This window comes from Haloparvum sedimenti, from assembly GCF_001462205.1.
In the GTDB taxonomy this organism is placed as follows: domain Archaea; phylum Halobacteriota; class Halobacteria; order Halobacteriales; family Haloferacaceae; genus Haloparvum; species Haloparvum sedimenti.
Genome location: NZ_LKIR01000089.1, coordinates 21,074 through 34,692 on the forward strand (window position 1 = coordinate 21,074; position 13,619 = coordinate 34,692).

Genomic DNA, 13,619 nt, shown 5'->3' on the forward strand with positions numbered 1-13,619 from the left:
GTGCTGTTCCGAGCAGCAGGATCGACAGCAGTTACAAAAATCGCGTCGCTGGTCGAGCCGGCTGGGGCTTTCGAGGTGGTGCTGTTCCGAGCAGCAGGATCGACAGCAGACCGCTTTCTGTCTGAGGAAGAGTCAGCTGGCGCTCTCCAAACAGAATCGCCGACGTCAGCATCACCGGCAGAGAAGCAGCAACCGTGGTAACGGAAACCGCCGTGACAGAACCCGCCGTAACAGAACCCGCACCGACGAAATGCTCCCTCTTAGATCACGCCCATCGTGTCGAGCCGCTCGGGCAGGTACGTGTCGGTTACGAAGTCTAGCCCGCGGCTGGCGAGCGCCTGCTGTTCGGACTTCTTGCCGATGTCGAGCTGGAGCTCGATCTGCTCCTCCCAGTAGTCGGTCTGGAACCGGGGGTCCTCGAGCTCCGACTCCAGGGCGTTCACGTCGGAGTCCGAGAGGGGGTCGCTCGGGAGGTCGTACTCCACGATGTCCTCGGGGCGGATGCCGACGAAGCGCGCCTCGGGCGTCGCGAGGTACTCCGAGAGGTGCGCGGACTTGATCGACCCGTACGCCACCGAGCCGAAGATGCGGTACGACCACGGGTCGCCGTCCGTGAACACGACCACCGGGAGGTCGAGTTCGTCGCGGAGCCGCTTCGTGATCCGCCGAGTCGCGCGCGCCGGCTGGCCCTTCAGGTGGACGACGAGGCAGTTGTACGCCTCGTCGAAGCCGTTCTCCACCAGCCGGTCGCGCATGCCGCCGGTCTCGACGCACATCACGAAGTCGATGTCGTGGTCGAGGAACTCGATCATGTCCGGGTTGTTGGGGATCTGGTAGCCTCCCTCGCCCACGTCCTCCTGACAGTGGATCTCGCGTTCCCCGCGGCGGGTCTGCTCGCGGAGCTCCAGCGGGCCCATCAGGGTCGCGCCGGACTCCTCCGGCCGCATGTGGAAGTCCTCGCGGGTGACCCCCGAGACGATCTCGAGGTCCTCGACGAGGTCGTTCGACTCGTCCTGGCTCTTGAACTGCGCCTCGTCGTTGTCCCACGACTCCGAGAGGTAGTAGAGCTCACGCAGGGTCGACGAGCGGTCCGCCTCGAGCTGGTCGGCGAGGAACTCGATGGTGTAGGCCGCCTTCAGCAGCTTGCGGGCGCCGCGCACCGAGTTCGCGCTGCGCGTCGAGGTGCGGTCGCCGTACACCCAGACGCCGCTTTCGGGGTCGTACTCGATGTTGCTCTTGGTCCGCGTGGGCAGGGTCATCTCCGGGATCTGCCCGTCCGCGAACTGGTCGTAGAACTCCGCCGCCAGGTCGATGAGTTGCTCTCGCGCCTCCTGTTCGTTGGTAGCCATCAGGCGTTCACCGTGAGTTTCTCGCTCTCAACGCCGTCGACGCTCACGTCGAAGTCGGCGTCGTCCGATACCGCGTACGTCAGGGTCGCCTCCTCGCCGGCCGCGACGGTCGGCTTCCACTGGAGGAACCACTCGCCGTCCATGTCGACGACCGTTCCGTCGGAGGGGTCGGTCGGCTCCGCGGAGACGATCTCCGTGACCTCCAGGTCCTCGTTGGTGTCGGAGTAGTTCTCGACCCGGAGCGTGACGGTGCCGTCCTCGATCTCGCGCTCGACGCTGACGTTGTTCATGATGCGCGCGAGCGCGCCGTCGATGTCGGGCCGCGAGCGCCCGGTGACCTCCGAGACCTTGTCGGCCATCTCCGGGAGGATGCGCCCGAGCACGTCCTGCTTCTCGCGGCGCTTCTGCATCGAGCGCCGCTTGTTGAGGAACGACTTCAGCTCGCGGGCGGCCTCGCGGATCGCGAGTTCGATCTCGTCTTCGATCGCCGGGATGTTCGCCAGCGCGTCCTTCGACTCGCTCGTGAACGGCACGTTCGTCGAGGCGACGTGGACCATGATCACCGCCGGGCCGCTGGGGATCCCGCTGCCGCCGGGCTGGTCGAGCCCGTAGTTGCGCCAGCCGATGCGCTTGACCACGTCGGTCGTCGCGCAGGCGCCGCGCTGGTAGACGAGGGGAACGCGGTTGGCGAAGCGCATCACCTGCGCGGTGCCGTCGGCCGGGATCTCGCCGCCGTAGGCGATGCCCGCCTCGACGATGAAGGGGTCGCCGCCGTGGACCTCCGCGTCGCGGGTCGCGGCCGCGTAGAAGTCCGCGTCGAACTCCTTGCGCAGGCCGGCCTCGACCAGCTCCGCCGTGATGGGCGCCAGACAGTCCGTCGGCGGCGCGAGGATGTCCGTCTCGCGCATCGCCTCCAAGAGGTCCGCCGCGGCGTCGCGGTCCTCCGCGATCGCGCTCACGCTCGGCGTCTCGTCGGGCACGGTCCGCATCCGCGCCCACAGCGCGTCAGCGACGTTCTCGCGGGCGGTCTCGCCGAAGGTGGCGTCGTGCTGCTCCTCGACGAACGCCGCGGCGTCGGCGACGAGCCGGTCGAGGTCGTCGCGGTTCAGCCGGAAGCGGTCGTCATCGAGGTCCGCGAACCGGTACGCCAGCGCCTCGGCGAGCGCCTCCACGTCGGCGTCGTCCTTGCGCGTGCTCGTCGCCTCGTCCGTGAGCGCGTACAGGTCCGGGATCAGCCGCTCGTCGTCCGCCTCGCCGTCGGCGGTCGCACCCGATATCGCCTCCCACGCCGCCGCGGTCGCGTTTTCGCGGACCGTCGCCCCGAAGGTGCGCCCCGTATCCTCTTCGACCCCGTCGGCGACGTTGTCGACGATCGTTCGGAGTTCGAACCGGGTGAGGTGCTCGTTGTTCGAGACCGTATCAGCCACGCCGTCAGCGAACGCGGCGGTCGCCTCCTTCCCCTTGTTCGAGACCGCGGACTGCACGGCGCGGGCCACGTCCGCGTCGTCGTGCGCCTCGGGCGGCGACCACGCCATCTCGCGGCCGAAGTGGCGGTCGCGGAAGTTGTCCAGCACCGAGTCGGCCGTCTTCTTGCCGACGCGGGTGAACTCCCCCTGCATGAAGCCGGAGACGGAGTAGGAGTCGGTCGCGCCGAGCATCTTGATCAGCGTCCCGAGTTCGACGCCGTGGGGGTGCGGGCGGATCTCCTCGGTCTCCGCGGGGAGCTGGTCGGTCGCCCGCTCGAACTTCAGCGGCTCGTCGAGCCCCGGTTCCCGGAGCTCGATCCGGGCGTGCGGGTTGACGACCGCGGTGTGTTTGATGTAGTCGTGGAGCTGGTTGCGGGCGCGCATGTTCGCCTCCATCTCCAGTTCGATCCGGGTGCCGTGCGGGCGGTCCCACGTGGTCGTCTCGTCGACGCTGATCTCCGGCTCGTTCTCGTCCGTGTCGATGATCAGCTCGAAGTACTGCGCCTCCTCCTGCCCCTTCGGCCGCGAGGTGATCTTCGCCGGCTGACCGGAGGTGAGCTGCGAGTAGAGGACGGCCGCGGAGATTCCAATCCCCTGCTGGCCGCGACTCTGCTCTCGGGCATGAAACCGGCTGCCGTACAGCAGCTTCCCGAAGACTTTCGGGAGCTGCTCCTTCGTGATCCCGGGGCCGTTGTCCTCGATCACGAGTCGGTAGTAGTCGCCGGCCTCCGTAATCTCGACGTAGATGTCGGGGAGGACGCCGGCCTCCTCGGTCGCGTCGAGGGCGTTGTCGACGGCCTCCTTGACCGCCGTCACGAGCCCCCGGGCGCCCGAGTCGAACCCGAGCATGTGTTTGTTCTTCTCGAAGAACTCGGCGATGGAGATCTGGCGCTGGTTCTCGGCCAGCTCGTCCGCGATCCCCTCCCCCTCGCCGAGGGTCGACTGGAAGGTCATTCTGTAGGACACCTTGCTCGCTGGGGGTTAAAACCTCTCCGGCGGCGGGGCGAAAGTGGTTCGCGTCCGGCGGTCGTGGACGCCGGCCGCGGACCAGACCACCGGTCCGCGGCCGGCGCGTCCCGTCGTCGTGTCTTGCCACCAACTCTTTCCGGCGAGGCGAGCAACCTCGAACCGGCCCGCGTCGGGAGCGCCCCCGAGCGGGGGGATCATCCATGAACTTCGACGACTTCACCGGCGAGATACAGCATCGCATCGAGGGAGGGACGCAAGGTGAGGCCGTGCGTGCGACGCGGACGGTCCTCTCGACGCTCGGCGAGCGCGTCGACGCCGGCGGGGCCACCGACCTCGCCAGTCCCCTCCCGATGGAGGTCGACCGCTTCCTGCTCGCGGTCGAGCACGGCCAGCGGTTCGACTACGACGAGTTCGTCGAGCGCGTAACTGCTCGGGCCAACTACGACGACCTCGACGCGTCGTTCGGCAAGGGCGGAGCCATCGACCCGCCGGACGCCGACTTCCACGCGAAGGCGGTCGTCGCGCTCGTCGCCGAACAGCTGCCGGGCGACCAGCCCGACCAGCTCAGAGAGCAGCTGCCCGACGACTACGCGTCGCTGTTCGAGTTCGTCGACGCCGAGCGGACGCCCTGGGAGGCGGAGGACTGACCGGGCGGCCGCGGTCAGGCGGACGGTTTTTTCGACCGCTCTCAGGCCGCCAGCACCGCGTCGACGACGACGAGTAGCGCGAAGCCGACGAGGAACGCCGCGGTCGCGGCGTCGGCGTGGCCGTGCCCGTGTGAAGAGGGGATCATTTCGCGGAAGACGACCGCCATCATCGCGCCCGCCGCGAAGCCGGCGGCGACGGGGAAGACGCCGGTCGCGACCGAGACCAGTCCGAAGCCGAACAGCGAGGCGACGACCTGTGGGACGAGCCCCGACAGCGTCGTGTACCAGAGCACTCGCCAGTTGGCCATTCCCGTCTCGCCCATCGGCAGCGCGAACGCGAACCCGTCCGGGACGTTCTGAAGACCGATGACGACCGCGAGAAGGAACGCGATCGACTCCAGCCCCGAGGCGAACGCGACCCCGACCGCGAGTCCCTCGGGCGCGTTGTGGAGGGTTATCGCCCCGCCGATCAGCATGGCGCGGCGGACGACGGAGAGCTTCTCGGGGTCGTCCGGCGGCGCGCCGCCCTCCCGCCGCCACCCCCGATAGCGCGCGTGGACGTGCGGGATGATCCGGTTGCCGCCCAACAACACGAACCCCCCGAGGAAGACGCCGGTCATCACCGGTCGCAGCCCACCTTCCTCCATCCCCGGAACGATCAGTCCGAAGACGCTGGCGGCGATCATGATCCCCGCCGCGAGGCCGAGCGAGGCGTCGTAGGTGCGGTGGCTCACCCGCGAGCGCACGAACACGGGGAGCGCACCGATCCCCGTGGCCGCACCCGAGACCGTGGTCACCCACAGCATCGTCCAGAAGTGGTTCATGCGGCCGGCTTCGGCGACCGGTCATAAATACTCACGTCCCCGCGGCGCGGTGCGGGACGGAGCGCAGTCGAGCGGCTCGGCGCTCGCCGAGCGCGGCCCCACCGATTATGTCGCGGGCCCGCGACCCCGTACCCATGACCGAGCGCGTCGCGATCATGGGTGCCGCGGGCCGCGACTTCCACGACTTCAACGTCCGGTTCCGCGGCGCGCCCCCGGCGGAGCGCGTCGTCGCGTTCACCCGCGCGCCGGGACAGAACCTCGGGGAAGCGGAGAGTGGCGACCCCGGAGGGACGGAGAACGGCGACCCCGGAGGGACAGGAAACGGCGATCCCGGAGAGACGGAGAACGGCGAGACCGCCGACCGCCCCTGCTACCCGCCCGGGCTCGCGGGTCCGGGCTACGGCGAGGGGATCCCCGTCGTCCCGGAGTCGGAACTGGAGGCGGTCGTGACCGGCGCCCACCCCGCGGTCCCGGACGCCGGCGCGGACCGGGTCGTCTTCTCCTACTCAGACGTGAGCCACGAGGCGGTGATGCACGCGGCCTCCCGCGCGCTCGCGGCCGGCGCCGACTTCGAACTGCTCGGCCCGGAGACGATGCAGGTCGCCCTCGACACCCCCGTCCTCGCGGTGGACGCGGTCAGAACGGGCTGCGGGAAGTCCTCGATCGCCCGAGGGCTCGCCGACGCGCTCGACGCACGCGGGGCGGACGTGGCGGTCGTCCGCGAGCCGATGCCGTACGGGGACCTCCTCGACGAGCGCGCGGAGCGGTTCGCCACGCCGGCGGACCTCGACGCCGCGGACCTCACGCTGGAGGAGCGCGAGGAGTACGCGTGGCACGTCGAGGCGGGCCACCCGGTCCACGCCGGCGTCGACTACGAGGCGGTCCTCGCGAACGCGGCCGCGGAGGCGGACGTGATCGTCTGGGACGGCGGGAACAACGAGCTCCCGTTCGCGGTCCCGGACGTCCACCTCGTCCTCACGGACCCCACTCGGCCGGGCCACGAGCTGCGCTACCATCCCGGCGAGGCGAATCTCCGCGCGGCGGACGCGGTCTGTCTCACCAAGCTCGCGGCCGCCGAGCCGGAGGGGATCGCGACCGTCGAGGAGAACGTCCGCGAGACCGTCCCGGAGGAGGCCCCGGTCCTCCGCGCGGAGTCGGTCGTGAGCGTCCCCGATCCGGGCCGGATCGAGGGCGCTCGGGTACTCGTCATCGAAGACGGCCCGACCGTCACCCACGGCGACGCCGCCCACGGGGCCGCGACCGTCGCCGCGCGGCGCTACGGCGCCGCCGAGTGCGTCGACCCCGAACCAGCTGCGGTCGGCTCCGTCGCGGAGACGCTCGCCGAGTACGACCACCTCGACCGCGTGCTCCCCGCGATGGGGTACACCGACGCGCAGGTCGCGGAACTGGAGGCGACGGTCGGGGGCTGCGATGCGGACCTCGTGCTGGCCGGCACCCCCTGTGACGTCTCGCGCGTGCTGGACGTGGACGCGCCCGTCGTCGACGTGGACTACCGCTTCGACCCCGTGGGGTGGTCCTTCGAGAAGTTCGTCGCGGACCGCGCGGGGGCGCTCGGTCTCACGGAGTGAGGCGAACGCGGGCCGACCGAGTGAGAGAAAAAGCGGAACGAGGGATGCGGCGCGCTCAGTTCTCGACCGCGCTCGCGGCCCGAATGACCGTTTCCTCGTCGAACTTCGGGCCGACGAGCTGGAGCCCGACCGGGAGCCCGTCCGACTCGCCCGCGGGGACGGAGATGGCGGGGAGGTTCGCGAGGTTCGCGGGGGTCGTGTTGGCGTCCGCGAGGTAGAGCTTGAGGGGATCGTCGAGCCCCTCGCCGAGTTCGAACGGCGGGACCGGCATCGTCGGCGAGGCGATCACGTCGACCGCCTCGAAGGCGTCCTCGAAGTCCTGCCGGACCCACGCGCGGGCGTCCTGGGCCTTTTCGTAGTACTTGTCGTGATACCCCGCCGAAAGCGCGTACGTGCCGAGCAGGATCCGGCGTTTGACCTCCGCGCCGAAACCCTCCTCGCGCGTCGCGGCGAACGTGTCGTTCCAGTTGCCCTCCGCGTCCCCCGAGTGCCCGTAGCGCACGCCGTCAAAGCGGGCGAGGTTGGAGGACGCCTCCGACATCGCGATGACGTAGTAGGCCGCCACCGCGTGCTCGACTGAGGGGAGCGACACCTCGACGGTCTCCGCGCCCTGATCTTCGAGGTCCGCGACGGCCGCCTCGACCGTCTCGACGACGCCCTCGTCGGCGCCCTCGAACAGCTCCGTCGGGATCCCGATCGTCAGCCCCTCGACATCCCCGTCCGCGGCCGCGGCGTAGTCGGAGTCAGCGCCTTCCTCGCGCGTCGTCCCGTCGTTCGGGTCCGGACCGGCGATAACGTCGAGGAGCGCGGCCGCCTCCCGCACGGTGGGCGCAATGGGGCCGATCTGCTCAAGGGAGTTGGCGTAGGCGATCAGACCGTACCGCGAGACCAGCCCGTAGGTGGGTTTGATGCCGACGACGCCGCAGAAGGCCGCCGGGCAGCGCACGGAGCCGCCGGTGTCCGAGCCGAGCGCGAGGTCGGCCTCGCCCGCGGCGACCGCCGCCGCGGAGCCACCGGAGGAGCCGCCCGGCACGCGGTCGGGGTCGACCGGGTTCCGGGTGGCGCCGAACGCGGAGGTCTCCGTCGTCGTCCCCATCCCGAACTCGTCCATGTTCGCCTTGCCGACGATCTCGGCGCCCGCGTCCGTCAGGCGCTCCACGACCGTCGCGTCGTACGGCGGGACGTAGTCGGCGAGCATCTCGGAACCGCAGGTGGTGCGGACGCCCTCGGTGGAGATGTTGTCCTTCACCGCGACCGTGGTGCCCGCGAGCGGCCCGTCGTCGGCCCCCTCGATCGTCTCCTCGGTGATGAAGGCGTTCAGCTCCGCCATCTACGACACCTTCGGTCCCTTAAAGAAGCCGTCCTCGGAGTCGGGCGCGTTCGCGAGCGCCTCCTCCTGGGTGAGTCCCTCGCGCACCTCGTCCGGGCGCATCACGTTCACGAGCTCCTCCTCGCGCTCGGTCTCGGGCACCTCGTCGAGCGCCTCGAAGTGGTCGAGGATGTCGGCGAACTGCTCGGCGAACGTCGCCACCTCCTCGTCGTCGAGGTCGACGCGTGCCAGCTCGGCGACGTGCTCGACCTCCTCGGGGTCGACGGCCGCGGCGGCGCCGGGCGCCCCGTCGCCGGCCGCGTCCTCGCTCTCGTCGGACGTATCGCTCATACCGGGAGGTGCCGCGGACCGGGAGTAAGGGTTTCGGAACCGCGGTCCGGCCGTGCTCGGACGACGGACGGGCCCCCGGACCCGGATCCGATATGCGTGTGAACACGGCCCACAGACATATCCCCAGAGAGGACGAACTACCGAGGATGGCAGACACAAAGGACGGTCGCGAGAAGCAGGCGCGCAACGCCGACCGCCGCCAGCGGGAGCGAGACATCGCCGCGGAGATGGACCGGTGGGACGACGCGGAGCCGCCCATCGACCCCGGCGAACTCGCGTACTTCGAGGCGGACCTCGAGTCCGTCTCCTTCCCGGCGACGGGCCGCGAGATCGTGGAGACGGTCGGCGACAAGGAGATCGCGGCGACCGACGGGAGCCACGCTGTCGCGGAGCTCCTCCCCGACGCCGACGCCGAGACGTTCGTCTCTCCGGAGTCGGTGCGCGTGCGCGTCCAGCGCCCGACGGTGGCCCGCGCGATGAAGCGGGTCGTGGAGGCGGTCGATCGGCTCCCCGACGCGTCGCTGGACGACTCGCAGCGCGACGCCTACGCGCGGACGCTCCGGGAGCTTGAGGCGGTCAGCGCGGACGACGAGAACGAGGGCGTCCGCGCCATCGCCGACTGGATCGTCGAGCGGACCCGCGAGGACGAGAAAGCGCCCGGCTCGCGGGACGTGCGCCGCCGGGCCGCCGAGTTCTGTCGAGAGAACGGCTACGAGGTGCGGGACGACGAGTGGCTCGGCGTCTGAGAGCGCTTCACGGCCGTTCTCGGGGGCGTTCCACGGACCATGGAGAGTAACGAGGACGGTCCGATCGCGTGGGTGGCATCCACCTCGAACGCCCCTTCCGGCTCTCTGTACGACAGATTTTGTTCTGTCGTTGATCCTGCTGCTTGAGACACGAACAGCCAGAACGCCCCAGCCGACTCTCCCTCAGACAGGACCGGTTCTGTCGCAGATCCTGCTACTGTGGACAGCAACACCCAAAAAGCCCCAGCCGGCTCTCCCTCAGACAGGATCGGTTCTGTCGCAGATCCTGCTACTGTGGACAGCAACACCCAGAAAGCCCCAGCCGGCTCGACCGCGCCGGGTTCCGGCAGACGGTCCGGGCGTTCCGTTGCGTCTCTCCGCACCGCCCGACGGACGGGTCCGGGCTGCGACTGCCGTCGTCCCGCTCGGCAGGCTCGCGGGACCCTCGCTGCGCGCTCGCGCCTCTCCGCCGCGCGGGACAAACCGCGTCCCGCTGCCCTCCAGCGTGCAGTAGCGCGCCGAAAATCGGAGATTTTCGAGCCGCCGTTCGCTCCTCACCGCGCTCACGGCGACGCTGGAGACACCGCCCGGCGCGAGTGCTTATCTGGCAAGACGGTCCGGGCGTTCCGTTGCGTCTCTCCGCACAGCCCGACGGACGGGTCCGGGCTGCGACTTGCTGACTCTCGCTCGGCAGGCTCGCGAGAGCGTCGTCCGGGCGGGTTCGAGCCGGCTGCCCCTTTCAGTCCCACCCACCGCAACCGCACAGCAGCCTCACGCCTCCCCAGCCTCGCCGCACCGCGGTCGCGCGAACAGCACCGCACCGCGGCGCGACCGCGGTAGGCGGCTCCCTCGCGCGCGTTACTCGCGCGCGCCACCGCCTTGATCACTGTTGATCATTGGACGGACAGCCATGGCCAACTTCTCACTCCGTCGATGGCTTGCGGTAAACCCTCGGTGAGGTGGGACCGACCCGTGCTCAGTCCAGTAGCTGCTGGGCGATCGTGTTTCTGAGCACCTCGCTCGTCCCCTCGTAGATCTCGTTGAGCTTCGCGTCGCGGTAGTAGCGCTCCAGGGGGAAGTCCGTGGTGTAGCCGTAGCCGCCGTGGATCTGGATCCCCTCGTTGGCGACCTCACGAGAGATCTCGGAGGCGTACAGCTTCGCCTGCGCGGCTTCCTTGATGTAGTCCTCGCCGCGGATCTTCCGGTCCGCGGCCTTGTGCATCAGGAGCTTCGCCGACTGCACCTTCGTGTCCATGTCCGCGAGCTTGTGCTGGATCGCCTGGAAGTCGGCGATGGGCTGGTCGAACTGCTCGCGGTCGCCGGCGTACTCGACGGCGTCCTCCAGCGCCGCTCGCGCGATGCCGACCGACCGCGCCGCGATGGTGATCCGGCCGCCGTTGAGCGTCTTGAGCGCCTGCACGAAGCCGTCGCCCTCCGCGCCGAGCAGGCGGTCCTCAGGCAGTCGCATGTCGTCGAAGCGGAGCTCCGCGGTCGGACACCCCTTGTCGCCGAGCTTCTTCTCCGTTCCCTCCACGATGAAGCCGTCGTCCTCCTCCGGGCGGACGACGAACGAGGAGATGCCCTTCCGGCCCGCGTCGGGGTCCGTCTTGGCGAACAGGGTGACCGTGTCCGCGACAGAGCCGTTCGAGATCCAGAGTTTCCCGCCGTTGACGACGTACTCGCCGGCGTCGGCGTCGTACTCGGCGGTCGTGTCCATCGCGGGCACGTCGGAACCGGCGCCGGCCTCCGAGAGCGCGAACGCGCCCACATCGGTCCCCTCGTTGAGCGGCGTGAGGTAGGTCTCCTTCTGGGCCTCGTCGCCGAATTCGTAGATCATGTTGCCCGCCAGCGAGGTGTGGGCGGCGACGACGGTGCCGAGCCCCCCGGAGCCGCGGGCGATCTCCTCGAGTCCGATGGCGTAGCTATGGTAGTCGAGACCGGCGCCGCCGTACTCGACGGGGAACGGCATCCCCATCAGCCCGAGGTCGGCCATCTGGTCGACCAGGTCGGCAGGGAACTCGTCCTCCTCGTCGATCTCGGCGGCCCGGGGTTTGACCTCCTCGTCGACGAACTCCGCGACGGTGTCGCGGATCTGCTTCTGCTCGGCGGAGAGCGCGAAGTCCATACGGTCACTCTCCGCCCGGCTCCCTTATGGGTTACTACACGGTCTTTGATGTTGGACCGCGACCGTCCCCGCTCGGGAGGGCGTTTCGAACCCGTCCGGGTCGCTCGGACGGCCCACGATACTTTTTATGTCTGCTTCCATTAGGGCCGGTATCTAAATGAGCGGACGCGACCCCTCCCCCGGAGAGCCCGACCTCGCGTGGTGCCACGAGGCCGTGCAGGGTGTCTCGCGCACCTTCGCGCTGACCGTCGACGTGCTGGACGAGCCGATGTCGAGCCACATCTGTCTCGGCTACCTTCTCTGTCGCGTGGCCGATACCGTCGAGGACGCCGGCCACATCCCGCCCGCGGAACAGGCCGACCTCCTGCGGACCTACGACGCGGTGCTGGACCCGGACGACCCGACCACCATCGGCGAGTTCCGGACCGCGGTCGACCCGCACATCCCGGCTCCCGACGAGCGGAACGACGACTGGGCGGTCGTCGCGGAGTCGCCGACCGTGGTCGCGACCTTCGAGGACCAGCCCCTCGACGTGCGCGCGGCGATCGTGCCGCCGGTCCGCGAGATGGTCGACGGGATGGCGATGTTCGTCGAGCGGCACGCCGGGGAGGGCGGGCTGCGCATCGACGACCGCGCCGAGCTGGAGCAGTACTGCTACTACGCGGCCGGCACCGTCGGCACCCTGATCACCAACCTGCTGACCCGCGGCGACGTGGACGGGGACCGGGTCGAGCGCCTCTACGACACCGCCGAGGAGTTCGGGCTCCTGCTCCAGCTCGTCAACGTCTCGAAGGACGTCTACGACGACTACACGGAGGAGAACAACGTCTACCTCCCGGCGGAGTGGCTGGCCGACGAGGGCGTCCCCCAAGAGGAGATCGTCGCGCCCGAAAACCGCGAGTCCTCGGCCCGCGTCGTCGACCGCACCGCCGACCACGCCCGCTCGTTCCTCGACGACGCGCAGGCGTATCTGGAGACGATGCCGCTCAGACACGGCAACACGATGGCCGCCTGGAGCGTTCCCTACCTGCTCGCGGTCGGCACGCTCCGCGAGCTGGGCTCGCGGCCGGAGGACGCGCTCACCGAGACCGGCGTGAAGATCTCCAGACAGGAGGTGTTCGCGGTGATGCACGTCGCGAGCGAGGCCGGCCGGGAGTCGCTCTCGGAGCTCCGCGAGACCATCGCCCGAACGCCGTACCACCGCGCGGCCGGCTTCGCGGACTGATCGAACTGTCGATGTCGCGGCCGCACGTTCCGATTCAGCGATTGACGGATCGCGTCAGCGTAAACACGAACAGCGCGACGAGGAAGACGCCGAGGAACCCCTCCACTTCGGCGATGAATCGAAGCCACCAGGGATTGCTGATGTCGGCTGCACCGCCGAGTACGAGCGTGACGAACGATTCGATACTCAACAGCAGATAGCCGCTCCAGTGCCCGTACGGATGCGGACCGGCCCAGACGAGCCGGTACAGTAGCGCGAACGACATGACGATCCCCACGGACGTAACGACGACGCGCGATGGTCGTTCCCCGTGTCCGGTCGTTGCGCCCAGCGTGAAGTTCGCGATCCACGCACCCGCCGATCGGAGCCGACCGGGGACTGCGACGGCGTCCCCGTCGGCGCCGGTGTTGCGGATCCGCGACGCGTACACCTCGCGCCGAGCGATCTGCTCGCGTCGAAAGAGTTCGGCCGCGACCCGGTCGGCACCGGCCTCGGCGGCCCCGTTCTTACACTTGAGATACGTCGACTCCGCGGTGACCGGGTCGAGAGTGCCGTCCGTATCCGGGGCGACGCGCCACTCGGCGTCGAACAACGGGGCGCAGTTGGAGGCCTTGGTGAAGTCGAACCCGTCGAACGTCGTTTCCGACGTGCGGTACGCACCGAAGGATCCCTCAAGCGTGACGTCGCCGACCGTCGTCCTCCGCAGATCGTACGTCAGTAATCCGTCCGGCGACGAAAACCGGCCTGATCGAACCGTCGCATCCCGGAGCCCGACCTCGAGCTCCGTTTGAATGTCGGGAGCGATCTGTAACCGGTCAACCGTGGAATCCGCAAAGTCGAGGACGGAAACACCGGGCCGATCGGCGATGTTCGTGGAATCAGCCACCGAAGCGCCTCGGAGCAGTAGGCCGCCGGTGATTCTCGAACCGGTAAAATTTCCGCCGGCTTCCAGTTGGACGCGAACCAGACGCATCTCCTCGACCGACTCGACTCCGGGCATGTGGAGTCGCCCCGCGAAC

The 13,619-nt window shown here is 69.4% G+C and carries 11 protein-coding genes and 1 pseudogene; 5 read left to right on the forward strand and 7 right to left on the reverse strand.

Translation table 11 applies throughout. The features are described from left to right. Positions 1-201, forward strand: a 201-nt coding sequence (locus tag AN233_RS17650; RefSeq protein WP_218055056.1) for a hypothetical protein, incomplete at its 5' end; no start/stop codon positions are given. 59 nt (positions 202-260) lie between these two features. On the opposite strand, the gene AN233_RS05590 is transcribed toward AN233_RS17650, so the two are convergent. Both AN233_RS05590 and AN233_RS05595 read right to left on the reverse strand, forming a co-directional pair. Next, positions 261-1,349 (reverse strand): DNA topoisomerase IV subunit A, encoded by a 1,089-nt coding sequence (locus AN233_RS05590; protein ID WP_058365845.1) that lies wholly within the window; start codon positions 1,347-1,349, stop codon positions 261-263. Next, a complete protein-coding gene (locus tag AN233_RS05595) occupies positions 1,349-3,769 on the reverse strand; it encodes a DNA topoisomerase VI subunit B (protein ID WP_058365846.1) in 2,421 nt (806 codons plus the stop codon). Before AN233_RS05595 ends, AN233_RS05590 begins: the two co-directional genes overlap by 1 nt. A gap of 215 nt (positions 3,770-3,984) precedes the next feature. On the opposite strand from AN233_RS05595, the gene AN233_RS05600 reads away from it, so the two are divergent. After that, positions 3,985-4,431, forward strand: coding sequence for a DUF2267 domain-containing protein (locus AN233_RS05600; protein WP_058365847.1), 447 nt, complete (start codon positions 3,985-3,987; stop codon positions 4,429-4,431). 41 nt (positions 4,432-4,472) lie between these two features. Here the strand turns inward: AN233_RS05600 and AN233_RS05605 are convergent, their stop codons facing one another. Next, positions 4,473-5,255 carry a ZIP family metal transporter gene (locus AN233_RS05605; protein ID WP_058365848.1) on the reverse strand — a complete coding sequence of 261 codons (783 nt, stop codon included), beginning with the start codon at positions 5,253-5,255 and terminating at the stop codon, positions 4,473-4,475. A 134-nt stretch (positions 5,256-5,389) separates the two neighbouring features. Between AN233_RS05605 and AN233_RS05610 the strand changes: the two genes are divergently transcribed. Next, positions 5,390-6,844, forward strand: coding sequence for a GTPase (locus AN233_RS05610; protein ID WP_094192407.1), 1,455 nt, complete (start codon positions 5,390-5,392; stop codon positions 6,842-6,844). 55 nt (positions 6,845-6,899) lie between these two features. On the opposite strand, the gene gatA is transcribed toward AN233_RS05610, so the two are convergent. Next, positions 6,900-8,174 carry an Asp-tRNA(Asn)/Glu-tRNA(Gln) amidotransferase subunit GatA gene (gene gatA, locus AN233_RS05615; protein WP_058365849.1) on the reverse strand — a complete coding sequence of 425 codons (1,275 nt, stop codon included), beginning with the start codon at positions 8,172-8,174 and terminating at the stop codon, positions 6,900-6,902. Beyond that, positions 8,175-8,504 (reverse strand): Asp-tRNA(Asn)/Glu-tRNA(Gln) amidotransferase subunit GatC, encoded by a 330-nt coding sequence (gene gatC / locus AN233_RS05620; RefSeq protein ID WP_058365850.1) that lies wholly within the window; start codon positions 8,502-8,504, stop codon positions 8,175-8,177. It abuts the gene before it with no gap. 146 nt (positions 8,505-8,650) lie between these two features. On the opposite strand from gatC, the gene AN233_RS05625 reads away from it, so the two are divergent. Beyond that, a complete protein-coding gene (locus tag AN233_RS05625) occupies positions 8,651-9,250 on the forward strand; it encodes a DUF5789 family protein (protein WP_058365851.1) in 600 nt (199 codons plus the stop codon). Positions 9,251-10,226: 976 nt separating this feature from the next. Here the strand turns inward: AN233_RS05625 and AN233_RS05630 are convergent. Next, the gene (locus tag AN233_RS05630) at positions 10,227-11,375 is read right to left on the reverse strand and encodes an acyl-CoA dehydrogenase (protein WP_058365852.1); all 1,149 of its coding nucleotides are present in this window, start codon (positions 11,373-11,375) and stop codon (positions 10,227-10,229) included. Between the two features lie 157 nt (positions 11,376-11,532). On the opposite strand from AN233_RS05630, the gene AN233_RS05635 reads away from it, so the two are divergent. Next, positions 11,533-12,600: a phytoene/squalene synthase family protein gene (locus AN233_RS05635; RefSeq protein WP_058365853.1), complete on the forward strand. Its 1,068-nt coding sequence runs from the start codon at positions 11,533-11,535 to the stop codon at positions 12,598-12,600. A gap of 34 nt (positions 12,601-12,634) precedes the next feature. Here the strand turns inward: AN233_RS05635 and AN233_RS17655 are convergent. Beyond that, a pseudogene (locus AN233_RS17655) lies at positions 12,635-13,619 on the reverse strand (hypothetical protein); the annotation flags it as partial.

Bases quoted from the DNA above. Each gene is read 5' to 3' on its own strand.
- AN233_RS05590 (WP_058365845.1), bottom strand. From the start codon at position 1,349: ATGGCTACCAACGAACAGGAGGCGCGAGAGCAACTCATCGACCTGGCG.
- AN233_RS05595 (WP_058365846.1), bottom strand. From the start codon at position 3,769: ATGACCTTCCAGTCGACCCTCGGCGAGGGGGAGGGGATCGCGGACGAG.
- AN233_RS05600 (WP_058365847.1), top strand. From the start codon at position 3,985: ATGAACTTCGACGACTTCACCGGCGAGATACAGCATCGCATCGAGGGA.
- AN233_RS05605 (WP_058365848.1), bottom strand. From the start codon at position 5,255: ATGAACCACTTCTGGACGATGCTGTGGGTGACCACGGTCTCGGGTGCG.
- AN233_RS05610 (WP_094192407.1), top strand. From the start codon at position 5,390: ATGACCGAGCGCGTCGCGATCATGGGTGCCGCGGGCCGCGACTTCCAC.
- gatA (WP_058365849.1), bottom strand. From the start codon at position 8,174: ATGGCGGAGCTGAACGCCTTCATCACCGAGGAGACGATCGAGGGGGCC.
- gatC (WP_058365850.1), bottom strand. From the start codon at position 8,504: ATGAGCGATACGTCCGACGAGAGCGAGGACGCGGCCGGCGACGGGGCG.
- AN233_RS05625 (WP_058365851.1), top strand. From the start codon at position 8,651: ATGGCAGACACAAAGGACGGTCGCGAGAAGCAGGCGCGCAACGCCGAC.
- AN233_RS05630 (WP_058365852.1), bottom strand. From the start codon at position 11,375: ATGGACTTCGCGCTCTCCGCCGAGCAGAAGCAGATCCGCGACACCGTC.
- AN233_RS05635 (WP_058365853.1), top strand. From the start codon at position 11,533: ATGAGCGGACGCGACCCCTCCCCCGGAGAGCCCGACCTCGCGTGGTGC.